We start from the raw sequence: 26,073 nt of genomic DNA on the forward strand, positions 1-26,073 counted from the left end.
GGGAAAACGGAGGCGGAAAGATGCGCGAAGTGCGTTGGGCGTCGCTCGAGGGCGACGGAGTCGAACATCTGACGTTCGACCGGAGCGACGGCGCGATCGTCGTCGAAAGCGCGGTGGTCGGCCAGCGGTACGGCCGCGCATACGGGCTCGCGTATCGCGTCGAGTGCGATCCGCAATGGCGCGTGACCTACGCGGTGCTCAAGGTGATGGGCGGCGGCACGCTCGAGTTGCGCGGCGACGGCGCCGGCCACTGGCGCGATGGCTCGGGCCGCGCGCTGCCGGCGCTCGACGGCTGCATCGACATCGACATCGCGGCGACGCCGTTTACGAATGCGCTGCCGATCGGCCGCCTGGGGCTCGCGCGCGGCGAGCGGCGGCCGATCGACGTCGCGTACATCTCGACGCCGGACCTGAAGGTCACGCCGGTCAAGCAGGCTTATGCGTGCATCGAGCCGGGCCGGCGCTACCGCTACGAAGGGATCTTCCGGAATTTCACGGCCGAGATGGAGATCGACGACGACGGGCTCGTCGTCGACTACGAGACGCTGTTCAGGCGCCTGCCGGCGCCGACTGGGCGCTGAACCGCCGCGCTCGTGGCCGCCGGCCGCTCCTGCGCGGACGCGAAGCGGTCGATCCGCTGCGCGATCATGTCGGGGTGGCGCAGCACGATCCAGTGGCTGCCGTCGATTTCCTCGCGCACGTGGTCGCCGAGCCAGCGGTCGAGGTCGACCGACATCTCGGGCGTCACGTAGCGGTCGCGCACGGGTACGAGGATCTGCACCGGCGCCTGCGCGTACCGTTCGCGCGGCTTGCGGGCCCGCGCAATGAAGTTCGCGCGGTACAGCTGCAGCCCGTTCAGCGCGTTCTTCAACTGCACGGGATCGCGCTCGGCGCGCACGCGTTCGGTGATCTGCAGCCAGCGCGGCCACAGCGCCGCGCCGCCGAGCCGCCACACCAGCGACGGCACGACCGGCAGGTGGAAGAGCGCGATGTACCACGATTTCAGGCTCTGCCTGAGCCGCATCTTCGCGCGGAACACGTGATCGAGGCACGGGCCCGAGATCGACGTGTACGACGCGATGCGGCCGCGGAACGCGGGATCGGTCACGGCCTCCCAGCACTGGATCGAGCCCCAGTCGTGGCCGACGAGATGGAACGGCCGGCCGCCGCAGGTCGCATCGGCCACCGCCTTCAGGTCGGCGGCGAGCCGCTCGAGCGTGTAGTCGGCGCGGCGGCGCGGCGCGTCGGACGCGCCGGCGCCGCGCACGTCGTACGCGATCACGCGGTAGCGCTTCGCGAGCCGCGCGCGGATCGGCGCCCACACGGCCGCGGAGTCAGGGTAGCCGTGCACGAGGATCAGCGGCGGCGCGCGCCGCGACCCGCTCACGTAGACGGCGAGCTTCACGTCGCCGGACTGGACGGTCAGCATCTCGTGGACGCGCGCCATCGCGTCATGCCTGCGGGACCGGGTGCAGCGGCACGCGGCGCGGGGCGGCTTGCGCCGCGTAGCGCGCGTTGGTCGCGTCGATGTTCTCGAGCAGCGTGTCGAGCCCTTGCAGGTACTGGTGGTTGTCGTGATCCCACGGGTGGAAGCCCGGGCGGAAGTAGTCGAGCCATTCGCGTGCGATGCTCGGAAACACGCCGTGCTTCGGGCCGTACAGATACTTGACGAGGCGCCACATGCCGCCGAACCTGCCGTGTTCGCGACGGTGCGCGAGCATCAGGCGCACGTGGAAGTCGAACACGATCGTCCAGAAGAAGACGGTCGTCGTCAGCATCGTGCCGGTGCGCAGCAGGTAGCTGCCGAGGCCCGGTTTCATCACGGTGGTCCACACGTCGTAGGACACCGCCTTGTGCTCGGTTTCCTCCATCGCGTGCCACATCCACATCTGCTGGTAGCCTTCGACCGAGCCGTCGATCCGGTGCTCGTGGCCCGACAGCAGCTGGTTCGCGAGGATCGCCGTGTAGTGTTCGAGCGCGATCGTGATCGCGAGCTGCATCGAATGCGGCAGCGCCTTCTTGAACCAGCCGAGGATCGTCCACAGGCGCTTGTCGAGCTTGTGGGCGGGCAGGCCCGACGACTGCAGCAGGTCGTTGTATTCGATGTGCTCGCGCGTGTGCATCGCTTCCTGCCCGATGAAGCCGATCACCTGCTTCTTCAGCTCGGGATCCTCGATCCGGTCGCGGTAGTTGCGCACCGAATCCATGAAGAAGCGTTCGCCGGCCGGGAACAGCAGCGACAGTGCGTTCATGAAGTGCGTGACCGGCACGCCCTGCACGTGCCAGTCCTTCGCGCGTTCGGGGGGCAGCGCGAAACGGATGTCGCGCCGCACGGGCATCATGTTCGGTGTCGTCATGATTGTTCTCCTCCCTGATTGCCTGCATTGTTGTAGGTGGCGAGCGGTGCGGGCGCCGGCGTGCCGCGTGCGGCATGGCGGCGGGCCTTCGCGGCCTCGCGGCGCGTCGCGAGCACGACGAGCGCCTGGTACGCGGCCGGCAGGATGCGCGCCATCCAGTCCGCACCCTTCGCGTCGCGGCCGATCAGCACGCGGCGCCTGTTCTTGCGCACGCCGGCGAGGATCGTGCGCGCGGCGTCGTCGGCGGTCGTGATGAAGAACTTCTCGAAGCTGTCCTTGCCTTGCTGTTCGCTCTCGACGATGAAGCCGACCATGTTCTTCGCGACGCGGCTCGACTGCGCGATGTTCGTGCGGATGCCGCCCGGATGCACGCAGGTCGCCGACACGCCGCACTTCATCATGTCGAGTTCCTGGCGCAGCGATTCGGTGAAGCCGCGCACCGCGAACTTCGTCGCGTTGTAGCCGCTCATGCCCGGCTGCGCGAAGATCCCGAAGATGCTCGACGTGTTGATCACGTGGCCGTCGCCCGATGCCTTCAGGTGCGGCAGGAACGCCTTCGTGCCGTGCACGACGCCCCAGAAGTTGATGTTCACGATCCACTCGAGATCGCTGTATTCCATCCCTTCGATCGTGCTCGACAGCGCGACGCCCGCGTTGTTGAAGATCAGGTTGACCTTGCCGTGTTCCTTCGCGGTGTCGTCGGCCCACGCGAACATCGCGTCGCGGTCGCCGACGTCGAGTATGCGCGTCGACACGCGCACGTTCGGCGCGATCGCGCTGACGATCCGCTCGGTTTCGGCGAGGCCGACGCCGTTCTTGTCGGCGAGCGACACGTGGCAGCCGGCCTGCGCGAGCTGGATCGCGAGCGCGCGGCCCATGCCCGAGCCGGCACCCGTGATGGCGGCGACCTTGTTGGCGAAATCTCTCATGTCGATGGCTCCTTGTCTGGCTCAGGCCGCTTCGGCGGACGTGGATGCGGAAGCGGCGGGCGCGGCGACGGGCCGCGCGGTCGTGTCGTGTTGCGGCGCGCGATACGCGTGGTAGTCGGCGATCGAGAAGCGCGCGGTGGCCTGGCGGAAGCGCCACGTGAAACCTGGCCACAGCGTCGTGTTCTTGCCGGTGCGCGGGTCGAGATACCAGCTCTTGCAGCCGCCCGTCGACCAGATCGCCTTCTTCAACTTGCCTTGCAGGTCGCTGTTGAACTGCGCCTCGACGAGCGGGCGTACCTCGATCGCATCCGCGCGCTCGCGGTGCATCGCCTGCAGCGCGCCGAGGATGTATTCGATCTGCGACTCGATCATGAACACCATCGAGTTGTGGCCGAGGCCCGTGTTCGGGCCGACGATCATGAAGAAGTTCGGGTAGCCGGGCAGCGTCGAGCCGAGATACGCATGCGCGCCGTCGCGCCATGCGTCGACGATGTCGAGGCCGCCGCGGCCGATGATCGCGCCGCGCGGATACGGGTCGGCCACCTGGAAGCCGGTGCCGTAGATCAGGCAGTCGACTTCATGGCGCTTGCCGTCGGTGGTCACGACCGCGTCGGCTTCGATGTGGTCGATGCCGGTCGTGATCACGTCGACGTTCTTGCGCGACAGCGCCGGGTAGTAGTCGTTCGAGATCAGCACGCGCTTGCAGCCGAGCGTGTAGTTCGGCGTGACGGCCTTGCGCAGCTCCGGGTCGGGAATCTGCTTGCGGATGTGGCGCAGTGCGAGCTTCTGCACGTTCTTCATCAGCGACGGATGGATCGCGAAGCCGAGCACGCGCGATTCGAGCATCCAGTAGATGCCGCTGCGCACGGCCTTCTGCGTGAACGGCAGCGTGCGGAACAGCCATTTCTCGAGCGCGGTCAGGTTGCGGTCGGGCTTCGGCATGATCCACGGCGGCGTGCGCTGGAACAGCGCGAGTGCCTTCACGCGCGGCGCGATCTGCGGTACGAACTGGATCGCGCTCGCGCCGGTGCCGATCACCGCGACGCGCTTGCCTTCGAGCGCGTAGTCGTGATCCCACTGCTGCGAATGGAACGCGCGGCCCCGGAAGTTCTCGACGCCGGGAATCGACGGCAGCGCGGCGCGCGACAGCCCGCCCATCCCCGACACCAGCACGCGCGCGGACAGCCGCTTGCCGTTCGCGAAGGTGAGGCGCCAGCGTTGCGCGGCCTCGTCGTACTCGGCGCGCTGCAGCTCGTGGTTCATGCGCAGGTGCGGGCCGATGCCGAAGCGCTGCACGCAGTCTTCCAGATACGCGCGGATCTCCGGCTGCGGCGCGAACATGCGCGTCCAGCGCGGGTTCGGCGCGAACGAGAACGAGTAGACGTGCGATTGCACGTCGCACGCACACCCTGGGTAATGATTGTCGCGCCACGTGCCGCCGACCGACGCGGCCTTCTCGAGGACCACGAAGTCGGTCACGCCTGTTTGCCGCAGGCGGATCGCCATCCCGAGACCGGCGAAGCCGGTGCCGATGATGGCGATGTCGATGGTTTCGTCCTGGCCGTCGTGGCCGGGCGGACCGAAAGGCAACGTACGAGCATTCATCCGGGTGTCTCCGATTTGGCTCATTTTTGAATGTTACATTGTTTGATGTAACGATAGAGGGTGAGCCTGGAAACCGCAAGGGGCTAGAAGCGGCGCTCTAAGGGCCGGAAGCCAGACGGGAAAAGGCTGAGCGGGGTTTGGAACGGTCCGTTTTCCGCGATGCGGGATGGGCGGGAAGGGCCGTCGGCAGGACGAGACAGGCGATGGACGAGACCGCCGGCATGCGGCGGTCTGTTTGAAACAGTATCAGGGCCGGATCGACCGGGCGGCCGTCTCATGGAAAACCCCGGCCACGATCGTGACCTGCGCGAGCGCGTAGAGGCCCCAGATCAGATAGTCGATGCCCGGAAAACCGCCGAGGAAGCGGCCGACGCCGATCAGCGTGTCCGAGCCGACGAAGATCAGGCTGCCGATCGCGACCAGCGGGCCGTGCGTGCGGGCCGCGAGCGCGAAGCTCGCCATCACGCACAGCACGAGCATGTAGACGGCGACGGGCACCAGCAACTCGCCGAGATGCGGGAAGAACGCCGCGTAGAACGACGGTGCGGCGATCCACAGCCCGATCAGCGCGATGCTGCGCCAGCCGTGCGGCCTCGCGCGCCAGCGCATGAAGATCGCGCAGTAGCACACGTGCGTGAGCAGGAACGCACCGAGGCCGAGGACGAACGACAGCGGCCAGTCGGGCAGCGCGAGCAGCACGTCGCCGAGCACGGCGGTGGCGAGCGCCGCGCACAGCCACGCGCGTTCGCGCGGCGCGCCGCAGGTGCTGCCGGCCGCGAGCAGCAGGATGCCCATCGCGGCTTTCGCGACGGCCTGGCCCGGATAGGGTGCGGCAGCGAGCGACAGCCCGTACAGCAGCGCGGCGGCGATGGCGAGCGGCCAGAGCCGGCGGTAGGTGGCGGGAAGCGTGGCGATCAAGGCGGGTGTCTCCGGTTTGTTGTTGTCTGCGGCGGGCGGCCGGCAGCGGGCGGCCGGCATCGGACGGCGCGCCGTCGAGGGCGCGGCTGCCGGCCATTATCCGGAAGAACGGGCGTGCAAAAACCGGCGAATCCTTCTAGGAATCGATGGCGGCGGAGAGCGGTGGCGCCGGCGGATTTCTCCGCGCGTTGCCCCGGTTGAACCGGGGCAACGACTTCAATTCGGCTTGCTATGATCGCCGCGGTATTGCCGTTGTCGCCGTTGTTGTCATTGTCCCGCCCGGCCGCGCGACTGGATGCGCAAGCCGGTGCGTGCCCCATGTATCCATGCCGTGCCCGGCCCGCGCGCTCGTAGAAGGCGGGGCGGCGCCGGCTCTCCACGAACACAGGCCCGACCCATGACCGAACTTCTCCACGGCGACGGCGCGATCCGTCGCACGACGCCGTACGGCTCGTCGATCGAAAACACCTATGCGGGCGTGCTGTCGTTCATGCGTCGCAATTACTCGCGCACGCTCGACGGCGTCGACGTCGCGATTTCCGGCGTGCCGCTCGACCTCGCGACGACCTATCGCTCGGGCGCACGGCTCGGGCCGGCCGCGATCCGCGCGGCGAGCGTGCAGCTCGCCGAGCTCAATCCGTATCCGTGGGGCTTCGATCCGTTCGACGATCTCGCGGCCGTCGACTACGGCGACTGCTGGTTCGACGCGCACAACCCGCTGTCGATCAAGCCGGCGATCATCGAGCACGCACGCACGATCCTGCGCTCGGGCGCGAAGATGCTGACGTTCGGCGGCGACCACTACATCACGTATCCGCTGTTGGTCGCGCACGCGGAGCGCTACGGCAAGCCGCTGTCGCTGATCCATTTCGACGCGCACTGCGATACGTGGGCCGACGACGAGCCGGACAGCCTCAATCACGGGACGATGTTCTACAAGGCCGTGAAGGAAGGGCTGATCGATCCGGCGACGTCGGTGCAGGTCGGCATCCGCACGTGGAACGACGACTTTCTCGGGATCGAGCGGCTCGATGCCGCGTGGGTGCATGACCATGGTTCGCGCGCGGCGGTCGAGCGGATCGTCGAGATCGTCGGCGCGCGGCCCGCGTATCTGACGTTCGACATCGACTGCCTCGATCCGGCGTTCGCGCCGGGAACGGGGACGCCGGTCGCGGGCGGGTTGTCGTCCGCGCAGGCGCTGGCGATCGTGCGCGGGCTCGGGGCGGTGAACCTGGTCGGGGCCGATGTGGTCGAGGTGGCGCCGGCTTACGATCATGCGGACATTACGGCGATCGCGGCCGCGCATGTCGCCTGCGATCTGCTGTGCCTGTGGCGGCAGAAGAAGGTGGCGGCGTCGGGGAAGTAGGCGAGCGGGTGCGCCGACAGGCCGCGCACCCTGGCGAAAGCCCATCCGGCCGGCTGCAGATTGACGTGGGCGCACACGCGAATCCGACGCCGTCGAGGCGTCGGGGTTCCGGCCGGCCGCGACGTCGATTCACTGCGAAAAAATCTTCGACTCAGCCCGGCATCGAATAGCGAGCGTTCAGATCGGCAAGCAGGTTTTCCCTGGTTGCGTCGTCCGGCTTCATCCAATCGCGCTCGAGCCCGGTCACCACGCTCTCGATGCTGGCGCGCCGCCTCTCCGGGTCGGTCTCCGTGTCGATGTTCTTCAGCTTGGGATGACCCGCGATAGCACCCGTGATCCACGCGTGCAGTGCCGGTGAAACGCCGTTTGCGTTTGGCGCCGCGGGTTTGGCGAACATGCTTGCGCGCTCCGCCAGCGCTGCCGACGACATCGAAGGTGGAATGCGGGCGATGGGAACGAGCCCGACCTGCCCGATTGCGCCCGGCAGGATCTTGAGTTCGCCTTGCATGCTCTCCATGTAGTGGCCGGTATCGGTACTCGCGTGATGTTGCGCCGACGCCCACGCTTTGGACGGACTCGCGTTGCTCTTGTGGAATCCGGTACCGGGCACCACTACCGCAAACATCGTGTCGTGCCCGTCTGCTCTGGCGTAGTCGCTGGTCGGGCGTTCGGAAATATAAAGGCCCGGGCCGTGGATGTTGGTGCCGGCGACCCCGCCTGCTTGCCCTTGATACTTGTCGGCGGAAAAACCCTCTGCCCGAAGCGATGCCACGTTGTGATCGGGTGTCACGTGATAGCCGAGCACCTTGACCGGATGGTTATGTTGCTCCGTGAGTCTGGTTTCTATGTCGTGCTTCACCCGCTGGACTTGCCTGGGATCCCATCGTTCCGGCTGGCCTTGCAGCGTCGGCAGATCAGGCACGTCGATGACCTTGCCCCCCATTTTTGCGGCACTGCCGTGTGACGACGCGACCGCCTGGACGCCTTGCGTGCGAGACGGCCCTGGGCTGTCCGAACCGGAACCGAAGAGTCGATCGGGGCCGTGACTGTCGCTGACATCGGTGGGGGATTGCGCATCGGCGTCGAGCCTGGACTTCTTCGCAGACGCCTGTGGCGTGCTGAACGCGCTCGGCGAAATCGGGCGCTTTTCCACACCCGTGGTGCCCGGTGCACGCGCGCGGCTGCTTGATAGATCCTGAAGTCCGGACAACGCGTGCCCCGGTTGCTGCGGCGATGGCGTGCGCTCCGGCGCCGGCGGCGGGGTGTGCTGTTCGGTGGACTGGACGGCAGTGTCTTTGGGCGAAGCGAGTGGGTTGGTGCGTAGCATCAGCGCTTTCCTGATCGGCGAACGGGTTCCGCCTAATCTTGATGCGCGTGTTCGTGCAGCAGGGCCATGCATGCGAACGCGGGTACGCTCAGCCGAAGCGTTCGGCACCGCGCGAGCCAGCCGGCGCCGGATGCGACGACAGGCTGCCGGTCCGGAACGGCTGACGGCCGACGGCCGACGGCCGACAGGCCGACGGGCTGGGCACCCGTCGGCCTGTCGCTAAAAATATGCGTGTGACGGCCGCGCGTTACTTCGCCGCGAGCGCACCCGCCACGCTTTTATCGATCCACGCATTCTCCGCCACACTCAGCTTCTGCGGAATCAGCTTCGCCGCGTAAAACGCATCGGCAACGCCTTGCTGACCGGCGACGATCTTCTCGTCGATCGGCACCGCACCGAACGGCACGCGCTTGATCCACGTCTCGACGAGCGCCTGCGGCAACCCGACCTTCGGCGCCAGCAGCGCGGCCGTGTCGGCCGGATGCCCGTTGACCCACTGGCCCGTTTCGCGCGCCTGTTTCAGGATCGCGCCGACCACGTCGGGATGCTGTTGCGCGAAACTCCGCGTCGCCTCGTAGAAATTGTTGGTCGCCGCGAGCCCCGTGTAGTCGGACAGCGTACGCACCTTCAACGCGTTATGCGCAGCTGCATAGTACGGATCCCACACGGCCCACGCATCGACATTGCCGCTTTCGAACGCGGCGCGCGCGTCGGCCGGTGCGAGATAGACCGGCTGGATTTCGTCATAGCGCACGCCGGCCTTCTGCAGCGCCTCGAGCAGCAGGTAGTTCGCGCTCGAGCCTTTCTGCAGCGCGACCTTCTTGCCGCGCAGGCCGGCTACCGTCCGGATCGGCGAATCGCCCTTCACGAACACGGCCTCGTTGTGCGGCGCCGGCGGTTCCGCGCCGACATAGACGAACTGCACGCCTGCGGCTTGCGCGAACACGGGCGGCGGCGCGCCCGTGTAGCCGAAGTCGATGCTGTTCGCGTTCAGCGCTTCGAGCAGTTGCGGGCCGGCCGGGAATTCGAACCATTGAACGCCATAGCCGAGCGGCTTGAGCCGCGCTTCGAGCGAGCCCTGCGCCTTGACGATCGACAGCAGGCCGGCCTTTTGATAACCGATGCGCACGATCTTGTCGGCGCTGCCTTGCGCGAAGGCCGACGCGGCAGACAGGGCAACGAGCGAGACGGCGGCGGTGCGGGTGATCCAGCGGGTGAAACGAATCATCGAACGAACTCCATGCGAGACATCTTCGGGGAGCGGCCGGTGCCGCTCGGTTGGAAGAATCGTCGCATGGGCGATCGCGCCGGCAAACGAAGCATTGCCGATATGAATATGACGGCGGCGGCCCTATGCTTTGTCGCCGTCGTCTGCCGGACCGGACGTATCCGGCGTGCCGGACTGGCGCGCCGCTTCGTCGCTGAGCTTCTTGTCGAGGATCGTCGCGACGCGGCCGCCGAGATACGCGCTGGCCGCGGTTTCGAGCGCGCGATTCGTCTCGCCCTCGACGAACACGGCCGCGAGCGGGCGCAGGCGCCAGATCGCGTCGACCAGTTCGGGCACGTCGGTGGCCGGCGGCAGCGTGCCGGCGTCGTAGCGGTCGAGCCGCTTCACGACGAGGTCGACGAGCAGCCGCGCGATCGCGTCGAAATGCGGCCGCGCGAGGCTGATCACGTCGAGCAGCTCGCGCGGCGGGATCCCTTCCTTCGTCATCGCGGCCGCCGCCTCGAGCAGTGCGGGGCTCTTCGCGACGAACGACAGGCCGCGCCGTTCGAGCAGCCCGAGCTCGGTCACGCGCGACAGCTGTGTGGTCGCCTGCGGGCCGAACATCTGCGCGAGCGCGGCGAGCGAATAGGTTTTCGGCAGTTCGTGCGACCAGCGGCCGCCGATCGCGTTTTCGAGACCGAGGATCGAGCGCAGGTCGTGGCCTTCGTCGATCGCCTTGATCAGGTCCTGGATGTTCGACAGCGTGTAGCCGCGCGCAAGCAGGTGGTTGATCAGCTTCAGGCGGGCGACGTGCGTGTCGTCGTAGATGCCGACGCGCCCGCGTTTCTCCGGCGGCGCGAGCAACCCGCGATCCTGGTACGCGCGGACGTTGCGCACGGTGGTGTCGGATACGCGCGCGAGTTCGTCGACCGTGTACTCGTTGCGGGAATCCGGCGCAGCCTCGTCGGGCGTGGAATGAGTCTGTTTTGACATGCGGCCATTCTAGCGCGACGCGGCGGGCTGGCGCGACGCGGGGAGCATGTGCGCGCCGTCGCCGAGCGGCCGTTGCAGCAGCGCCGTGTCGATCCAGCGGCCGTGCTTGAAGCCGACCGCTTTCAGCACGCCGGCCGGCTCGAAGCCGAATGCGCGGTGCAGCGACGTCGAGCCGCCGGTACCGCCGTCGGCGATGACCGCGATCATCTGCCGCCACGGGCCCGCTTCGCAGCGTTCGATCAGCGCGGCGAGCAGCGCGCGGCCGATCCCGCGCCCGCGCTGCGCATCGTCGATGTAGATCGAATCCTCGATCGCGAAGCGGTACGCGCTGCGCGCACGGTACGGCGTCGCGTACGCGTAGCCGGCCACGCGGCCGTCGCATTCGGCGACGAGATACGGCAGCCCGTGGTGCAGCACCGCGTCGCGGCGTGCGCGCAGCTCGGCGACATCGGGCGGCGTTTCCTCGAAGGACGCGACGCTGTGGTGAACGTGATGCGCGTAAATCGCGTGAATCGCATCGAGGTCGGCGTCGGTTGCGTCGCGAACGACGCAGGCGGGAGCGGTAGGCATGGCGGCGGCGGGAGCGAAATCAAATGGATACTATGCCGTCCGCCGGCGCGCGTGGCAAATCCGTCCGGCGAATGGCGCCGCCGGGTGCCTACAGCCGGCCGTCTGCCGCATGAACCGCCTCGGCGATCGCATCGGCGACGCGCTGCACGCGCGGCGACCGGCGCACGTCCGGGTGCACGACTAGCCAGATCTCGCGCTCGATGTCGCAACGAGGCGCGTCGGTCAGCTCGACGAGCGGTGCGCCGGCGTGTGCGGCCGGATCGTCGACGAGAAACCGCGGCAGCAACGCGACGCCCGCTCCGGCGGCGCAGGCGCGATGCTGTGCGGCGAGGTCGTTGGCGACGAACGCGAAACGGCGCCCGGCCGCGAAGCGTTCGAGCCACTGCTGCTGCGGCGTTTGCGCGAGCGCGTCGTCGTAGCCGACGAACGGCCAGGTGTCGGGCGGCGCGTCGGCCCATTCCGGTGCCGCGCACAGCGCGAAGCGCATCGTGCCGAGCCGGCGCGCGGCGAGGCCCGGCTCGCTCGGCCGCGACAGCCGCACCGCGAGATCGGCTTCGCGTGCATACAGGTTCGCCGCATGCATCTCGCCCATCAGGTCGATCCGCAATGCCGGCCACGCGCGCTGTGCACGGGCCAGGCGAGGCGCAAGGAAATGGCTGGCGAACACCGGCGACGCCGACACGCGCACCGCGCCGTCGAGTGCGGCCGCGCCCTGCGCGGCGCGCGCGAACGCATGCGCATCGGCTTCGAGGCGCGCCGCGTGCTCGGCGAGGTGCAGTCCTTCGTCGGTCGGCGGCCAGCCACGCGGCAGCCGGTCGAACAGCCGGATCCCGAGCGCGGATTCCAGCGCGTCGATGCGCCGCGCGACCGTCGAATGCTGGACCTGCAGCGCGCGAGCAGCGGCCGACAGGCTGCCGCCGCGCATCACCGCGAGGAAGTAGCGGATGTCGTCCCAGCTCATCGGCAGCGCGGACGCGGGAACGGGATCCTGATCGGTCGAATTTTGCACAGTAACTGGGCGATTAACGTGAATTCCGCTCGATTATGCACGATGAGATGATCGTGTCACTTCATTCGAGAGCGAGGAACGTCATGACCCAGACTGCCAATGCCATCCGGATCGGGATCGATCGTTACGGCGACGCCGGCGTGCTGCGCCGCGTCGATGCGCCCGTTGCGCCGCCCGGCGCAGGCGAAGTGCGGATTCGCCAGACCGCCGTCGGCGTGAACTTCGTCGACATCTATTTCAGGACGGGCGCACACGCGTTGCCCGCGCTGCCGGACGCGCTCGGCGTCGAAGCGGCCGGTGTGATCGACGCGGTCGGGGCCGGCGTGACGGATCTCGTGCCCGGGCAGCGCGTCGCGTACGCGGGCATGCCGACCGGCAGCTATGCGAGCCTGCGCATGATGCCGGCAACGCGCGTGCTGCCGATTCCCGACGGCCTGAGCGACGAAGCCGCCGCGGCCGGGCTGCTGAAGGGGATCACCGTCTACATGCTGATGCATCGCGTCCGGCAGGTCGGTGCCGGCGACACGGTGCTCGTGCATGCGGCGGCCGGCGGCGTCGGGCTGCTGGCGACGCAGTGGGCACGCGCGCTCGGTGCGCGGGTGATCGGCACGGTCGGATCGGCCGCGAAAGCCGCGCTCGTCCGCACGCACGGCGCCGAGGCGGTCGTCGATTACCGCGAGGAGGATTTTGTCGCGGCGGCGCGTGCGTTCGGCGGCGGCGCGGGCGTCGATTACGCGATCGACGGCATCGGCGGCGACGTGCTGACGCGCACGCTCGGCGCGGTGCGTCCGTTCGGGATGGTCGCGAGCATCGGACAGGTGGCCGCGATCGGTGCGCGGCAGACGTTCGATCTCGACGAACTGGGCCCGGCACGCTCGATCGCGCTCGCGCGGCCGAGCGTGCTCGGCTTCATTGCACGCGACGTCGACGGCTATCGCGACGCCGCGCGCGCGACGCTCGAACGGCTGGCGGGCGGGATGCATGTCGAGATCGGCGCGCGACTGCCGCTCGAACAGGCGGCCGACGCGCACCGCTTGCTGGAGTCGCGCTCGACGACGGGCGCGGTCGTGCTGCTGCCGTAACGGTGCGGGCGGTTGCGGATCGCGACGCGGCCCGGCAGCCGATCAGTTGTGCTTGCGCAGCGGTGCGTCCTCGACGAACCACGCGAGCACGAACGCGATCGCGATCACCGTCGCAGCCGACAGATACACGACATGCAGCGAGCCGGCGAACGCCTGCAGATACGCATCGCGTACCGCATCGGGCAACTGGTGCACGGCGGCCGGGCCCAGCGCGGGCGGCAGCTCGGTGCCGGCCGGCAGCGCGTGCATCATCCGCGACTGCAGCCCGTGCGAGAACAGCGCGCCGAACGCGGCGACGCCGAGCGAGCCGCCGATCGAGCGGAACAGCGTCGCGCCGGACGTCGCGACGCCCATGTGCCGGAATTCGACCGTGTTCTGCACGGCGAGCGTGAGCACGGGCATCACCATGCCGAGCCCGATCCCGAGCAGCGCCATGTAGGCGTACATCGTGTGCAGCGGCGTATCGAGCGTCAGCGTCGACAGCAGCGCCATCGCGACGCCGCCGATCAGCGTCCCCGCGATCGGGAACATCCGGTACGAGCCGAGCCGCGAGATCAGCCGGCCGCTGACGATCGACGTCACGAGCATCCCGCCCATCATCGGCAGCAGCTGCATGCCGGCCTGCGACGGCGTCGAGCCCTTCACGACCTGCAGGTAGAGCGGGATGAACGTGACCGAACCGAACAGCGCGACGCCGACCACGAAGCCGATCAGGCTGACCAGCACGAAGGTGCGATGGCGGAACAGTTCGAGCGGCATGATCGGCTCGGCCGCGAGGCGCTCCTCGTAAATGAAGCCGCCGATCGCGACGAGCCCGAGCACGAGCGTCATCCACAGTTGCGGCGACGTCCACGGCAGCAGCGAGCCGCCTTCGCTCGTGAACAGGATCACGCAGGTGAGGGCGGTCGCGAGGAACGCGGCGCCCATGTAGTCGATCCGGTGCTTCACGTGCGCGGTATGCGGCCGGAACGCCATGCCGATCACCGCGAGCGCGAGAAAGCCGAGCGGCAGGTTGATCGTGAAGATCCAGCGCCACGACAGGTGCTCGACCAGGAAGCCGCCGAGCAGCGGGCCGACGATCGTCGCGAGGCCGTACACGCCGCCGAACATCCCCTGGTAGCGCGCACGGCGATCGGGCGGGACCAGATCGCCGATCGCGGCCATCGTGACGACCATCAGGCCGCCGCCGCCGAGCCCCTGCAGTGCGCGCAGCACGATCAGCTGCGTCATGTCCTGCGCGACGCCGCACAGCGCGGAGCCCGCGAGGAACAGCGCGATCGCGGCCTGCAGCACGATCTTGCGGCCATACAGGTCGCCGAGCTTGCCGTACAGCGGCAGCACGACGGTCGACGACAGCAGGTACGCGGTGACGACCCACGACAACTGGTCGAGCCCGCCGAGCTCGCCGACGATCGTCGGCAGCGCGGTCGACACGATCGTCTGGTCGAGCGCGGACAGCAGCATGACGAGCAGCAGCGCGGCGACGATCAGCCCGGTCGGCGCGTCGCGGCGAGCCGTTTCGGCGGGTGGTGGAGTAAGGAGGGTATCGGTTGTCATCGAGTTGTCTGCCATGGCAGGGAATCGTGTCGAAATATAGTCACGGATGATTGACTAGTCAATTTCTGCCCAGACTCGATATGTTTCAGCGGTAACAGGAGATTGCCGGCGTGAAAAATTGACCGCGATCAGGCGAACAGCGGGGACAGGCTCAAGTTTTTTGCAGGCAAACCGTAATACAGAGTGCCGCGGACCGATTGCCGCGGCATTTTTCACCGCTCACGTGCCGTCATGAACCTGAACGCCCTGTTTTCCCGTTTCTCGATCCGTACGCGGATCTTCTCCACGCTCGGTCTCGTCGCCGTGCTGCTCGTCGTGTCGGGGCTGATCGGCCTCGCCGGCATGCAGAGCTCGAACCGCGCGCTCGACGAGGCTTACACGCAGCAACTGGCTGCGAAGACCGCGCTGTCCGCGGCGAGCCTGAACCTGACGATCGTGCGCACGACGCTCGATCGCGCACTGCTGCATCCGGAAGCGCCGGAAGTGCCGGAGCTCGTCAAGAAGGCCGAGAACTATCTCGCGAAGGCCGACGCGGCCTGGCGCAACTATGCGGCGATGCCGCACGACGGCGACGAAGGCCCGCTTGCGAGCCGCCTCGATGCCGCACGCCAGGCGCTGATCGGGCAGGCGCTGAAGCCGATGATCGATGCGATCCGAGAAGGCCGGCGCGACGAAGCCGACCGGCTGCTGATGACGGTCGCGCCGCCGCTGTCGGTTGCGCTCACGCAAGCGACCGATGCGCTCGACGCGTACCAGGTCGCGCGCGGCAAGGATGTCTACGACACCGCGCAGACCTATTACGGCTGGATGCGCATGGGCGCGATCGCGGGCATCGCGTTCGGCCTGGCCGCGTGCCTGGGTTGCGCGATCGGCCTGCATTTCGCGATCACGCAGCCGGTGAACCGGCTGCTGTCGCATTTCCGCCGCCTGTCGGACGGCGACCTGACGTCGGAAGTGCGCTGGTCGTCACGCGACGAAATGGCCGAGCTGGTGAAGGGCGTGACGGGCATGCAGCGCAGTCTCGCGGATACGGTGCGCCAGGTCAGCCAGGGTTCCGAAGCGATCTCGACGGCGACGCACCAGATCGCGGCCGGCAATACCGACCTGTCGCAGCGCACCGAGGAGCAGGCATCGGCGCTGCAGGAGACGGCTGCGAGCATGGAGCAGCTGACGGCGACCGTGAAGCAGAACGCCGACAACGCGCTCGAGGCACAGGCTTGCGCGGACAGCGCGAGCGAGATCGCGACGCGCGGCGCGACGGTGGTCGGCGAGGTGATCGGCACGATGAACGAGATCGACCAGAGTTCGCAGAAGGTTGCCGACATCATCGGCACGATCGAGGGCATCGCGTTCCAGACCAACATCCTCGCGCTGAATGCGGCGGTCGAAGCCGCGCGCGCAGGCGAGCAGGGCCGCGGCTTCGCGGTGGTCGCCGGCGAGGTGCGCACGCTCGCGCAGCGCTCGGCATCGGCCGCGAAGGAAATCCGCACGCTGATCGGCGAATCGGTCGAACGTGTCGCGACGGGCTCGCGGCTCGTCAGTACGGCCGGCGCGACGATGCAGGACATCCAGCAGGCGATCGGGCGCGTGACGGGCATCATGACCGAGATCGCCGCCGCATCGAGCGAGCAGCGCGACGGGATCGAACAGGTGAACCGCGCGGTGTCGCAGATGGATCAGGTGTCGCAGCAGAACGCGGCGCTGGTCGAGCAGGCGGCGGCCGCGGCTGCGTCGCTCGAGGAGCAGGCGGATGGGTTGCGTCGCGCGGTGGGGGCGTTTCGGGTGGCTTGAGCGGGCTCGAGGTGAGTCGCCGGGGATTTGTCGGTTGAGGCGACCTGTTTTTGCGGGCTGGTCGAACTCGTGTCGTTGATCCGATCGAGCAGTCTGTTGATAAATAAAGCCCCGGTAGCGGGGCTTTATTTATTGCAAATCAAAGTCTTATAGTGCAGCCTCGAAAACAAAGGCAATCTGGCGAGAAGCCAGTCCCACTTGGATGGTGGGATTTTCAGATGTTTCGTGTAATTCGATTCATCGGTCAAGTCGATGTAGCGAACCAGGTTGCCCTCGTAACTCAGGGGCGGGTGGAGGTGCTTTCCATGATGCCAGTTGACCGAGAAGTATCGTCTCGCGAGAAGCTCCCCTTTTTCACTGAAAACCCGTAGCTCTATATTATCGTTCGTCGCGTCTTGGTCATTCCCACCGGTGCCGCACATCTTGAACCGGTACGGAACGCCATTCATGTTTTTTACGCCGCCGTCCATGGTTTCTGGACGATCATAGAAATCGCATCGCCCATAGTCGGGGCGATTGAAATTAATGGCCAGGCCTAAGCTTATAAAAATAATAATAGCTGGGCCGATGTATCCGATGACCATGCATTTCATATATTTAAGAATTTAAGGTGATTTGGTTGGTTAAATTTCCCTGAATACTGGTTGATGTCGCCGGCTATTTTCGATGTCATTGGATTGTGCGTTTAAAATAGGGGGATTCTGGCGCGAAGCCAGTCCCATTTCGTTGGGGGAATCGAGATCGACATCATTGGCTCACTGCTCGAATTGTCGTAATAAATGATTGAATCCATGGTGTCGGCCAAATCTCGCTCGGATGCTGAGTTTATGTAGTAAGAAAAATACCGCCGGGCGAGTAATTTTCCTGCAGAATCAAAAACCTGAATTTCGATTTCGGTTCCTTTTGTGATGTCTGCTCCGCACAACTTAAAAAAATATGTCGTGTCACGTATGTTTTTACTCCCTCCATTTAATTTTTTAGTGTAAAAATCACAGCGACCATAGCTTGGTCGGTTTAGATGGAATAATAATCCGGCTCCAAGGTACACGACAAAGGCTAGGCTAATGTATCTGATGATTCGAGTCTGCATATCTCGCCAAGTTTGAATTCGATTGGTTTTTCTAGCTTCAGATAGACTGGCTTGGAATATACCATGAGGTCTCTACCCCGATGATGTTTTTCGCGCCAGCGACTGTAGTCTGCGTTATAAATTGGAAAATAAACATCTGATTTATTGAATTTTCCAAACAGACTTCTTCGTGTGTCAACTGGCTTGTTGATGCTCTTGACGAAAATATCTATATCCGAGCTGCTCTTTGGGGTGCTGGATCTTGAAAGCAGCGAGCCCGGAGCAATAATAACGCCGTGCTTGTTCCAGTGCCCCAGATATTGTTCTTCATTGAATGAGTAATTGTCTTTTACGTAGGCGTAGATGTGTGTAACTTTTGCGATTGTATCGATGCAGTAGAAATTGCTTGTTTTATCGTATCTAAAATATTTTTCGCCAGATATTTCGACATTTCCTATGGCAACGTAAATGTTGAAATTTGCTAACGCTCCTGTAAGATCAGTGGGGGTTAAGTTTTCCAGGGTGTCCCAGTCGCTTATTGGGATGTATTGAAACTGCCAGTTTATATGAAATTGGAGGATGTTGTTTTCAAGTTGGCTGGTATTGAAATTAAGATTTGCTCCTCTTTTTTCCAGAAATTGGTTTCTGATTCGATTAAGAATCTTCTTTTTTGCCAGATCAGTCGCGGCTTCCCGGTAGATGTCACGGGTGATAAGTTTTTCGAATTTTCTTTTTACGCTTCCGAACTGCAATGCCCAGTCCAGAGTGACGTCGTTAAGACTGATCGGTTGAACCGATATCGGATCATTGTTGTAGGTATGCGCAGAGCCCGCAAACCAGATTCGCGCAAGTTTGGCTGAAACCTTCCAGCCTAAATTGTCCATCGCAATGGGTACGTCCTGAAGATCGAAAGGTGGCGGGTTTTCGCAAACCTCCGATTCCGCTTGCCTTGGCGATTCTTTGGTTACTGCAAGGTCGGCCTGCGGCAGCGGTTGAGGTGCTGAACGGATGGTTTCCGGAGCAGACGGCGGCTTGGAAATCGGTTTGGGCGGCGGTGGCGGCGGCTTTTCCCCTGGTGCAAGCCTGTCGATCGATACGCTTCTTTGAGTATCAAGCGGGATGCATCCTTGGGAGCCCTTGTATTCCTTCAACTCCGATCCGAACACCCCTTTCTTCGGCTTGTAGTAAGGCACCTTTTTTACGTCGACCATCGGCTGTCCCGTTTGCTGCGAATAGCCAGGCATCGTAAAAGCCGGCTGCAAGCGGACAAACCATCAGGTGTTGCCGAAATTCGGCGAAGCGTGAGCGGACAAGGGCCCGGGGCAGATCGAAATGTTCCCGATTGTGTCGACGATCATGATGTCGCAGATCGTCCCGGCCCGGGCGGGCCGTTCCGCCGCGTCAAACCGCCGCGAGTTGCCCGGCCGCGCGCGACGACGCGACGATCAGCAGCTTCATCGTCGCGCGCGTCGCGCCGACGAACAGCTTGCGTGCCGCGCGCGCATCGAGCGTGTCGAAATCGACCTCGGTGAGAATCACGCACGGCGCCGACTGGCCCTTGAAGCGGTAGATCGAATCGAGCAGCACGTCGCCTTCGCGGTATTCGGGGTTGCCGAACAGGTCGTACTTGCCGGTGAAACTCTTGATCCGGTGCGGGCCGAGCTGGTCGAGCGGCGCGAGCACCGAACCTTCGCGGCCGCGATACGACAGCACCGCGATGTCCTGCTTGCGGAAGCCGAGCGACAGCGCCTGCGTGACCGCGCGCTTGGTCGCGTCGATACAGGCTTCCGACAATGCATCCGCCGACGCGCCTTCCTCCCCGTATGCCGAGACCGACGGCTCCGAACCGTCGAACGGGCTGCCCGAGCGCAGTTCGGCCGCAAGCGGCTCGACCCGGCCGACAACGTCGCGCACGAATTCGAGCAGGTCGCGCGGGCTGCGGTAGTTCGTCAGCGCCTTCAGCGTGACCCAGCCTGGCAGGGCGACGGGTTCGCGCATGTACAGGTTCTGCAGCGGATCTTCCAGCCACCACCATGCGCCGTCCGGCGCCAGCAAGCGCTCCAGCGCGGCCGCCCACGGTGCGTGGAAATCCTGTCCTTCATCGACGACCAGCACGTCGAAGCGCCAGCGCTCGGGAATCGGCGCTTGCGCGAAACGCGCCTCGAGCCGCTCGAATTCGCCGGGCACCTGGAAGTCGGGCGTATAGCCGCCGTCGCGCGCGACCCAGTCGCACAGCTGGTGGTAGTTCGCGATCTTCGCGCCGGGCGGCGCGATGCGCGCGATGTAGTCGGCGAGCGGCCGATTGAAGCACACGTACAGTACGCGCTTGCCGGCCGCGACGGCGTCGCGCATCGCCTGCACCGCGAGCTGCGTCTTGCCCGAGCCGGCCGTGCCGGTGACACGCAGCCGGAATGGTGCGAATTCGAGCTGGCGCGCCCACGCGGCGAGCCCGCCCGACAGCCGCGTGACGAGCGTGCCCGCTTGCCCGACGAGCGCGCTCGTGTCGGGCGTGAGCGCGAGCTCGTCCGCGAGGAAGTGGTGGAGCTTCGACGCGTTCGGCAGGTGTTCGTCGTCTTCGGGCAGGATCTGCCGGATCACCTGGGCGAGCTGCGCCTTGCGCGACGCGTCGACGATGTGGTCGGCCGCGACACCCGCGATCGACGCGTCGCGGATCGAGTAGTCGGGGCAGTACAGCAGCGCCTCGACGCCGTAGACGCCCGCGCCGAGCGCGGCCGTCAGGCGCCGGTGCAGCGTTTCCTGCGTACGCGCGAGCTGGATCGGGACATTGCGCTCCTTCTGCAGGTAGACCTTCACGAGCCCCTTCGGCGTTTCGCGCAGGAAGCCGGCTTTCTGCTCGATCAGCAGCACGCGGCCGGCCGGGCTCACGACGACGAACGCTGCTTCGCCGAATACCGAAAACGCCTGGTCGGCGCGTGTCCAGTGGACGCCGTGATACACGGTGTAGCTGTCGGGCAGCGCGTGTTCGAGCGCGGCAAGCGTTTCGCGCTCGCGTTCGGCTGCGCCGGTCGCGGCGAGGCTTTTCCAGTCGTCGGGGATGAGGCGGGCCATGGAGTCGGGCGGCAAGTGCCGGCGTGGGCGTGAACAGGTGCGGCTATTGTACTGAGGAACCTGTTCGTGCCCGCGGCGCCGCGCGTGCATCGGCCGCTCGACGGGCGGCCGGCCCGGCGGACGTTATCCGCGTGCGAGCCGTTTCGCGAGATCGGCGCTGAGGATCGCCATGCGCGCGGGTTTTTCGTAGCAGACGACGTCGAACGCGCGGATCACCTCGCTGATGTCGGCCTCGCTCGCGCGGCCGGTGAGCAGGTCGCCCGTCAGCACGAAGATCGGCGCGCCCGGGTTGTCGGACGTGCGCACGGCCTTGATCGCGGTGGCGGCCGTGCTGTCGTCGAACAGCCATTCGGTCAGCACGGCGTCGAAGGCCTGGCCCTGCAGCGCGTCGACGAACGGCGCGAGGCCGTCGAACGCGGCCGTCGCGAAACCCTGCCGTTCGAGGTAGCGGCACAGCTCGGTTGCGCTCACGCGATCGGGGTCGATCACCGCGACGACGAGCTTGTCGCTCTCGGCGCGGCGCGGATAGATTTCGATCTTGTGTACGTCGTACGCATTCTGATACAGCACGCCGGTGTGGCGCAGCACGCGCCAGCGGCCGTTCTGTTCGTACGCGACGAACTCGGGGCGGGCGCCGGCTTCGAGCGGCGCGCCGATCCATGCGGTGCACGGAATCTCGGCGACGCCCGCATAAAGTACGGCCTCCTGCGAACAGGCGCCGACCATGCCGGGGTCGAGCGTTTGCGCGCCGAACAGCTGTGCGGCGGGTTCGCCGTACGCTTCGGCGACTTTCTTGATCTGCGCGAGCGTCCAGGGACTGCTGCCGCGCAGCTTGCGATGGCCTTGCGAGAAACTCAGGTCGAGGATGCGGCACAGCTCGGTAGTCTGCTGGCGCTTGCCGATACCATTGCGGGTCATCAGCTCGCGCACGCGCTCGGCGACCGCGAGGGAATCCGTGGTGATTGCTTCAGTGGTCATGCTACGGGAACGGATCGTGACGTTCAGAACGATGCCTTGCGGCAATCTCGACGGACAGTCTTCATGACGTCCAGGGGCGAGCCGACCGGCCACGCGCGGAAAAGATAACTTTACCGCAAAATGGTCGTCATTCAGTGTCGCGTAAGGTGCGTTTGTGTGAAAGGTGTGTCACGACGTTACCGCCGCGTACGCATCTCGTAGGGATTAACGCCTGACAGGAAACAATGACGACAACCTATCCGCTGCACGATACCCTGACCCGCGCCGAAACGGCGTTTCCGGCCGAAGCCGATGTCGTGATCGCCGGCGCCGGCATCATGGGCTGCGCGGCCGCCTACTACCTGGGCCTGCGCGGGCTGAAGGCCGTCGTGCTCGACAAGTCGCGCATCGCCGGACAGCAGTCGACACGCGCGTGGGGCTTCGTGCGGCAGCAGGGCCGCGAGTCGGCCGAGGTGCCGCTGATGATGGCCGGCATGCGGATCTGGGAGGGGTTAGAGGAAACCCTCGGTTTCGATCTCGAATGGCGGCAGGGCGGCTGTCTCTATATTGCGGACAACGAAGCGGACTGGTCGTCGTTCAATGCGTGGCTCGCCGTTGCGCGCGAGCACGGGCTCGACACGCGCACGCTGACACGCGCGCAGATCGACGAACGCGTCGGCGGCCTTTCGCCGCAGGCGCGCACGCTCGGCGGGTTGTTCACCGCGACCGACGGGCAGGCCGAGCCGCGTCGGGTGGCCGCCGCGTTCGCGGCACGCGCCGCCGAGGGCGGTGCGCGTTTCTTCGAAGGCTGCGGCGTGACGGCGATCGAAACGGCCGGCGGCGCGGTCGTCGGCGTCGCGACCGAGCGCGGCACGATCCGCACGCGGCGCGTGATCTGTGCGGCCGGTGCGACCAGTTTCCGGCTGCTCGACGGTGTTGGCATCCGGCTGCCGCAACAGGCCGTGCGCGGCACCTGCATGCACACCAATGTGGTGCCGCTGGTGTCGGCGTCGACGGTGTGGGGGCATGGCCTCGGCATCCGGCAGCGCAAGAACGGCGCGATCAATCTCGCCGACGACATGCAGGTCGACGTCGACCTGACGCTCGGCCATCTGCGCGGGTTGAGTCTCTTCTGGCCGGAGTTCTGGTCGCAGCGCGACAAATTCCGGCTGCACGTGAATGCGGCGGCGTGGCGCGATGTGCTCGCACGCATCAACGGCGCGGCGGGCCCGATCGAGCCGCGCGATCCTCAGCCGCAGCCGAATCGCGCGCACGCGCCGCGTGCGCTCGCGAAGCTCAAGGCGATCTTCCCCGCGTTGAAGGACGCGCAGATCGTCGAGGCGTGGGCCGGCCTGATCGATGTGCTGCCCGACGGCATTCCGGTGATCGATGCGCCGGGCACGCCTTCGGGCCTCGCGATCGCGACGGGGTTCTGCGGCCACGGTTTCGCGATGGGGCCGATCGTCGGCCGGCTGCTCGCCGAATGGATCGACACGGGCGCGCCGTCGCTCGACCTGTCGGCGTTTCGTGCGCAGCGCTTCGCCGACGGGACGATGGTGCGGCCGCGCAGCATGCTGTGACGGCCGGGCGCGCGCGTTCCCGTCGTAGAATCGAGCCCGCATTCCTCAGGAGACTTCCCGTTGGCTTCGCCATCCGACCAGCGCCGCTCGTTGCGCTTGCGCCTGCGTCGCGCCCGCAATCCGTGGCAGGCGCCGCGTGCGCGCACGCTGTTCACGCGTCCCGCGACGTCGCCGCGGCGCACGCTGCTGTTCCGCATCGGCGCGGTCGTGCTGCTGTGCACGCTCGCGTTCGTCGTGCTGTATCTCGATCGCGACGGCCTGCGCGATTCGACCAAGAGCACGCCGATGACCGTCGCCGATCTCGTGTATTTCACGATGGTCACGGTCGCGACGGTCGGCTATGGCGACATCGTGCCCGTCACCGCACGGGCGCGCCTGCTCGATGCGTTCTTCATCGTGCCGATCCGCATCGGCATCTGGTTCATTTTCCTGGGCACGGCGTATCAGTTCGTGATCCAGCGCGTCATCGAGGAATTCCGCATGAAACGCCTGCAGAAGCAATTGTCCGATCACATCGTCGTCTGCGGCTATGGCCTGTCGGGCTCGATCGCGGTGCGCGAACTGCTCGAGAGCGGCGTCGATCCGGCGACGCTCATCGTGATCGATTCGCAGCAGCAGGCGATCGAGGCCGCGACATCGCTCGGCGTGGCGGGATTGCTCGGCGATCCCGCGCACGAGGATCTGCTGCAGCAGGCACAGGTGCGTGAAGCGAAGGCCGTGATCATTTCGGTGACCGACGATCCGACCGCGATCCTGCTGACGCTGTCGGTGCGCAGCATTGCACCCGACACGAAGATCGTCGTGCGGATCCAGGAGAACCTGTATCAGCGGCAACTGCGGCAGGCCGGCGCGGACGTGATCGTGTCGTCGACGAAAATCGGTGCGCTGCTGCTCGCGGACGCGGTGCACAGCCGCTACATCGTGCCGTTCGTGAACGACATGCTGTCGACGCGCGGGCGGGCGACGCTGCTGGAGCGCGAGGCGATGCCGCAAGAGGTCGGTTGCATGACGAACGTCGTGCCGGGCGCGATCGTCGTCGGGCTCGATCGCTGCGGGAAGATCTTTTCGTTCTACGAGGATCCGCCGTGCAGGATCGAGGCGGGGGACACGCTGGTGGTGATCCAGTCGGCGCGGATTCCGGACCCGGATGTTTGATATGCCGGGCGGCCTGCCGTTTTCCCGCTTCATGCGCTGGTCCGCCAGTCCGGTCCGGCTCCATCGCGGAGCCGCTCGATCCCGTCGAGCCCGCGACCTCACAGGTCAGCGCACGGGCTTTGCCGACGCGAGCAGACTGCGCAGGAACACCATGATCATGTGCCCGATCGGCACCTCGGACAGGATCGACTGCTGCAGCGACAGCCCTTGCGAAAGCCCCATGAACGACATGGCCAGGACGGTCGGCGATTCGGGCGGCACCTTCTTCATCCTCGCAAAAATCTGTTCGATGCAATAGGCGAGCCCGTCGCGGTGCGTGTCCAGCAATGCCTGCGACGCCTTCGCAAAAGCGGGGTTGCGGCGCCCGTGAAGCTTGAACTCGACGCCCAGCACCGACCACTCGGGTTCCGCGTCGACGGTCTTCGACCATATGTCCAGCGCATGCAGTATGTCCTCGCCGGACGCGGCCGGGTCGCTCAGCACCCGCACGATGTCGGCCACTTGCGTCTGCGAGCGCTCGCGCATCAGTTCGACGAACAACGCCTCCTTGCTCTCGAAATTCGAATAGAACGCGCCTTGCGTGTAGCCGGCCTCGGCCGCGATGTCCCTGAGCGACGTTGCGCCGAAACCGCGATCGACGAAGAGCCGCTTCGCAGCGGCAAGCAAGTGCGCGCGGGTCTGCAGTCGGCTTTCTTCGCGGGTCAGCCGCGGGGGATGAGGCACCGTTGTCATGGCCGGAAGGATATCAGTTGATATTTGAGATAGATACCATTACGATCGCATTTCGGATATCACTTGATATGTGAATTGCGAGGCGCGGCGTCGAGGCAAGCAGATGCGCGCGGATTGGCCAGGGGAGCGGTAGCCGTGACCACGGCTGGAAGAATATCAATTGATATTTGAGATAGACGCCAGTGCGATTGCATCTGCAATTGTGTGTTGATCGCTGAGACGGCAGGCGCGAATGTGCGCCGGAATGTCCGCACCGGGCTTGGGACCGTTGCGGATGATCGTTTCGGTATGAGGGCGTCGATGCGCCGCCAGGGTGCCAGGGACTGCCGCTTTTGCGCGTCGCCTGCCGCTCCGGTGAATGCCGCCCGTGCGGCGTGTGGTGTAACCATCTGTTAGTCATGCGAATCATATCGATCCGCGTGCGGATGCGTGGCAGGAAGCAGAAGATGAGCGTGAGCAAGACCTATGCGCAGCTCGTTGCGGAGCTGGCCGAACTGGATGAGGAGATCGAACGCGCGCGTGCACGCGAACGTGTCGACGCGATCGAGAAGGTTCACGCGTTGATGGACACGTATGCGATCAAGCATCGCGACCTGGTCGGCCGCAACGGCAGTCGCGGCCCGTACATGGTGACAGTATTGCCGGCGCGCTACCGCGACCCCGCGAGCGGGAAGGAGTGGAGCGGGCGCGGTAACGCGCCGCTCTGGATTCGCGGCAAGGACCGCCGCCAGTTCGCCATTTGCAAGCCTCCGTCTGCCGGCAAGAAGGCCAAGCGGGGGTGATGGAACATGAAGGACGGC

The 26,073-nt window shown here is 65.9% G+C and carries 23 protein-coding genes; 7 read left to right on the forward strand and 16 right to left on the reverse strand.

Going from position 1 to position 26,073, the window contains the following annotated elements; genetic code table 11:
• Positions 1–20 precede the first annotated feature (20 nt).
• The gene (locus U5798_RS05375; protein ID WP_124446843.1) at positions 21–581 is read left to right on the forward strand and encodes a putative glycolipid-binding domain-containing protein; all 561 of its coding nucleotides are present in this window, start codon (positions 21–23) and stop codon (positions 579–581) included.
• Here U5798_RS05375 and U5798_RS05380 read toward each other — a convergent pair.
• From U5798_RS05380 to U5798_RS05400, 5 genes are all read right to left on the reverse strand, one after another.
• Positions 536–1,447, reverse strand: coding sequence for an alpha/beta fold hydrolase (locus U5798_RS05380; protein ID WP_322081442.1), 912 nt, complete (start codon positions 1,445–1,447; stop codon positions 536–538). The genes U5798_RS05375 and U5798_RS05380 overlap by 46 nt on opposite strands.
• Positions 1,448–1,451: 4 nt before the next feature.
• Positions 1,452–2,357: a metal-dependent hydrolase gene (locus U5798_RS05385; RefSeq protein ID WP_322081443.1), complete on the reverse strand. Its 906-nt coding sequence runs from the start codon at positions 2,355–2,357 to the stop codon at positions 1,452–1,454.
• Positions 2,354–3,286: an SDR family oxidoreductase gene (locus U5798_RS05390; protein WP_322081444.1), complete on the reverse strand. Its 933-nt coding sequence runs from the start codon at positions 3,284–3,286 to the stop codon at positions 2,354–2,356. Before U5798_RS05390 ends, U5798_RS05385 begins: the two co-directional genes overlap by 4 nt.
• A 21-nt stretch (positions 3,287–3,307) precedes the next feature.
• Positions 3,308–4,891, reverse strand: a complete 1,584-nt coding sequence (locus tag U5798_RS05395; RefSeq protein ID WP_322081445.1) for an NAD(P)/FAD-dependent oxidoreductase — start codon at positions 4,889–4,891, stop codon at positions 3,308–3,310.
• A gap of 246 nt (positions 4,892–5,137) precedes the next feature.
• Positions 5,138–5,809, reverse strand: a complete 672-nt coding sequence (locus U5798_RS05400) for a lysoplasmalogenase (RefSeq protein WP_322081446.1) — start codon at positions 5,807–5,809, stop codon at positions 5,138–5,140.
• A 397-nt stretch (positions 5,810–6,206) separates the two neighbouring features.
• On the opposite strand from U5798_RS05400, the gene speB reads away from it, so the two are divergent.
• Positions 6,207–7,175 (forward strand): agmatinase, encoded by a 969-nt coding sequence (gene speB, locus U5798_RS05405; protein ID WP_124446855.1) that lies wholly within the window; start codon positions 6,207–6,209, stop codon positions 7,173–7,175.
• A 151-nt stretch (positions 7,176–7,326) separates the two neighbouring features.
• Here speB and U5798_RS05410 read toward each other — a convergent pair whose 3' ends face one another.
• The 5 genes from U5798_RS05410 to U5798_RS05430 all read right to left on the reverse strand — a co-directional run bounded on the left by U5798_RS05410 (position 7,327) and on the right by U5798_RS05430 (position 12,233).
• Positions 7,327–8,502 carry a hypothetical protein gene (locus tag U5798_RS05410; protein ID WP_322081447.1) on the reverse strand — a complete coding sequence of 392 codons (1,176 nt, stop codon included), beginning with the start codon at positions 8,500–8,502 and terminating at the stop codon, positions 7,327–7,329.
• Positions 8,503–8,749: 247 nt separating this feature from the next.
• On the reverse strand, positions 8,750–9,730 hold the full coding sequence (locus U5798_RS05415; RefSeq protein ID WP_322081448.1) for a sulfonate ABC transporter substrate-binding protein: 981 nt from the start codon (positions 9,728–9,730) through the stop codon (positions 8,750–8,752).
• Between the two features lie 123 nt (positions 9,731–9,853).
• Positions 9,854–10,702: a MerR family transcriptional regulator gene (locus U5798_RS05420; RefSeq protein WP_322081449.1), complete on the reverse strand. Its 849-nt coding sequence runs from the start codon at positions 10,700–10,702 to the stop codon at positions 9,854–9,856.
• 9 nt (positions 10,703–10,711) lie between these two features.
• Positions 10,712–11,272, reverse strand: a complete 561-nt coding sequence (locus U5798_RS05425) for a GNAT family N-acetyltransferase (protein ID WP_124446863.1) — start codon at positions 11,270–11,272, stop codon at positions 10,712–10,714.
• 88 nt (positions 11,273–11,360) lie between these two features.
• Positions 11,361–12,233 (reverse strand): LysR family transcriptional regulator, encoded by an 873-nt coding sequence (locus U5798_RS05430; RefSeq protein WP_124447270.1) that lies wholly within the window; start codon positions 12,231–12,233, stop codon positions 11,361–11,363.
• Between the two features lie 131 nt (positions 12,234–12,364).
• On the opposite strand from U5798_RS05430, the gene U5798_RS05435 reads away from it, so the two are divergent.
• Positions 12,365–13,363, forward strand: a complete 999-nt coding sequence (locus U5798_RS05435; RefSeq protein WP_322081450.1) for a quinone oxidoreductase — start codon at positions 12,365–12,367, stop codon at positions 13,361–13,363.
• 42 nt (positions 13,364–13,405) lie between these two features.
• Here U5798_RS05435 and U5798_RS05440 read toward each other — a convergent pair whose 3' ends face one another.
• Positions 13,406–14,920 carry an MDR family MFS transporter gene (locus tag U5798_RS05440; RefSeq protein ID WP_322081451.1) on the reverse strand — a complete coding sequence of 505 codons (1,515 nt, stop codon included), beginning with the start codon at positions 14,918–14,920 and terminating at the stop codon, positions 13,406–13,408.
• Positions 14,921–15,151: 231 nt separating this feature from the next.
• On the opposite strand from U5798_RS05440, the gene U5798_RS05445 reads away from it, so the two are divergent.
• Complete coding sequence (locus U5798_RS05445) at positions 15,152–16,711, forward strand: methyl-accepting chemotaxis protein (protein WP_124446869.1); 1,560 nt, start codon at positions 15,152–15,154, stop codon at positions 16,709–16,711.
• 125 nt (positions 16,712–16,836) lie between these two features.
• Here the strand turns inward: U5798_RS05445 and U5798_RS05450 are convergent, their stop codons facing one another.
• From U5798_RS05450 to U5798_RS05465, 4 genes are all read right to left on the reverse strand, one after another.
• The gene (locus U5798_RS05450; RefSeq protein ID WP_322081452.1) at positions 16,837–17,295 is read right to left on the reverse strand and encodes a hypothetical protein; all 459 of its coding nucleotides are present in this window, start codon (positions 17,293–17,295) and stop codon (positions 16,837–16,839) included.
• Between the two features lie 472 nt (positions 17,296–17,767).
• Entirely contained in the window at positions 17,768–19,024 is a 1,257-nt protein-coding gene (locus tag U5798_RS05455; RefSeq protein WP_322081453.1) for a DUF6402 family protein, read from the reverse strand.
• A gap of 157 nt (positions 19,025–19,181) precedes the next feature.
• Complete coding sequence (locus U5798_RS05460; protein ID WP_322081454.1) at positions 19,182–20,849, reverse strand: ATP-dependent helicase; 1,668 nt, start codon at positions 20,847–20,849, stop codon at positions 19,182–19,184.
• Positions 20,850–20,972: 123 nt separating this feature from the next.
• Positions 20,973–21,827 carry a helix-turn-helix domain-containing protein gene (locus U5798_RS05465; RefSeq protein WP_124446873.1) on the reverse strand — a complete coding sequence of 285 codons (855 nt, stop codon included), beginning with the start codon at positions 21,825–21,827 and terminating at the stop codon, positions 20,973–20,975.
• 224 nt (positions 21,828–22,051) lie between these two features.
• Here U5798_RS05465 and U5798_RS05470 point away from each other — a divergent pair, with 224 nt between their 5' ends.
• Positions 22,052–23,386 carry an FAD-binding oxidoreductase gene (locus U5798_RS05470; protein WP_322081455.1) on the forward strand — a complete coding sequence of 445 codons (1,335 nt, stop codon included), beginning with the start codon at positions 22,052–22,054 and terminating at the stop codon, positions 23,384–23,386.
• A 60-nt stretch (positions 23,387–23,446) separates the two neighbouring features.
• Positions 23,447–24,541, forward strand: a complete 1,095-nt coding sequence (locus tag U5798_RS05475) for a potassium channel family protein (RefSeq protein ID WP_124446877.1) — start codon at positions 23,447–23,449, stop codon at positions 24,539–24,541.
• 105 nt (positions 24,542–24,646) lie between these two features.
• On the opposite strand, the gene U5798_RS05480 is transcribed toward U5798_RS05475, so the two are convergent.
• A complete protein-coding gene (locus U5798_RS05480; RefSeq protein WP_124446879.1) occupies positions 24,647–25,273 on the reverse strand; it encodes a TetR/AcrR family transcriptional regulator in 627 nt (208 codons plus the stop codon).
• A 446-nt stretch (positions 25,274–25,719) separates the two neighbouring features.
• Here U5798_RS05480 and U5798_RS05485 point away from each other — a divergent pair, with 446 nt between their 5' ends.
• Positions 25,720–26,055 (forward strand): H-NS histone family protein, encoded by a 336-nt coding sequence (locus U5798_RS05485; RefSeq protein WP_260434775.1) that lies wholly within the window; start codon positions 25,720–25,722, stop codon positions 26,053–26,055.
• Positions 26,056–26,073 lie beyond the last annotated feature (18 nt).

This window comes from Burkholderia sp. BCC1972, assembly GCF_905339605.1.
GTDB lineage: Bacteria > Pseudomonadota > Gammaproteobacteria > Burkholderiales > Burkholderiaceae > Burkholderia.

Excerpts from the sequence above, each read along its gene's own strand:
- U5798_RS05425 (WP_124446863.1), bottom strand. The coding sequence starts at position 11,272 with ATGCCTACCGCTCCCGCCTGCGTCGTTCGCGACGCAACCGACGCCGAC.
- U5798_RS05485 (WP_260434775.1), top strand. The coding sequence starts at position 25,720 with ATGAGCGTGAGCAAGACCTATGCGCAGCTCGTTGCGGAGCTGGCCGAA.
- U5798_RS05380 (WP_322081442.1), bottom strand. The coding sequence starts at position 1,447 with ATGGCGCGCGTCCACGAGATGCTGACCGTCCAGTCCGGCGACGTGAAG.
- U5798_RS05470 (WP_322081455.1), top strand. The coding sequence starts at position 22,052 with ATGACGACAACCTATCCGCTGCACGATACCCTGACCCGCGCCGAAACG.
- U5798_RS05450 (WP_322081452.1), bottom strand. The coding sequence starts at position 17,295 with ATGGTCATCGGATACATCGGCCCAGCTATTATTATTTTTATAAGCTTA.
- U5798_RS05465 (WP_124446873.1), bottom strand. The coding sequence starts at position 21,827 with ATGACCACTGAAGCAATCACCACGGATTCCCTCGCGGTCGCCGAGCGC.
- U5798_RS05420 (WP_322081449.1), bottom strand. The coding sequence starts at position 10,702 with ATGTCAAAACAGACTCATTCCACGCCCGACGAGGCTGCGCCGGATTCC.
- U5798_RS05435 (WP_322081450.1), top strand. The coding sequence starts at position 12,365 with ATGACCCAGACTGCCAATGCCATCCGGATCGGGATCGATCGTTACGGC.
- U5798_RS05395 (WP_322081445.1), bottom strand. The coding sequence starts at position 4,891 with ATGAATGCTCGTACGTTGCCTTTCGGTCCGCCCGGCCACGACGGCCAG.
- U5798_RS05455 (WP_322081453.1), bottom strand. The coding sequence starts at position 19,024 with ATGCCTGGCTATTCGCAGCAAACGGGACAGCCGATGGTCGACGTAAAA.
- U5798_RS05480 (WP_124446879.1), bottom strand. The coding sequence starts at position 25,273 with ATGACAACGGTGCCTCATCCCCCGCGGCTGACCCGCGAAGAAAGCCGA.
- U5798_RS05410 (WP_322081447.1), bottom strand. The coding sequence starts at position 8,502 with ATGCTACGCACCAACCCACTCGCTTCGCCCAAAGACACTGCCGTCCAG.
- speB (WP_124446855.1), top strand. The coding sequence starts at position 6,207 with ATGACCGAACTTCTCCACGGCGACGGCGCGATCCGTCGCACGACGCCG.
- U5798_RS05415 (WP_322081448.1), bottom strand. The coding sequence starts at position 9,730 with ATGATTCGTTTCACCCGCTGGATCACCCGCACCGCCGCCGTCTCGCTC.
- U5798_RS05385 (WP_322081443.1), bottom strand. The coding sequence starts at position 2,357 with ATGACGACACCGAACATGATGCCCGTGCGGCGCGACATCCGTTTCGCG.
- U5798_RS05460 (WP_322081454.1), bottom strand. The coding sequence starts at position 20,849 with ATGGCCCGCCTCATCCCCGACGACTGGAAAAGCCTCGCCGCGACCGGC.
- U5798_RS05445 (WP_124446869.1), top strand. The coding sequence starts at position 15,152 with ATGAACCTGAACGCCCTGTTTTCCCGTTTCTCGATCCGTACGCGGATC.
- U5798_RS05390 (WP_322081444.1), bottom strand. The coding sequence starts at position 3,286 with ATGAGAGATTTCGCCAACAAGGTCGCCGCCATCACGGGTGCCGGCTCG.
- U5798_RS05375 (WP_124446843.1), top strand. The coding sequence starts at position 21 with ATGCGCGAAGTGCGTTGGGCGTCGCTCGAGGGCGACGGAGTCGAACAT.
- U5798_RS05430 (WP_124447270.1), bottom strand. The coding sequence starts at position 12,233 with ATGAGCTGGGACGACATCCGCTACTTCCTCGCGGTGATGCGCGGCGGC.
- U5798_RS05440 (WP_322081451.1), bottom strand. The coding sequence starts at position 14,920 with ATGACAACCGATACCCTCCTTACTCCACCACCCGCCGAAACGGCTCGC.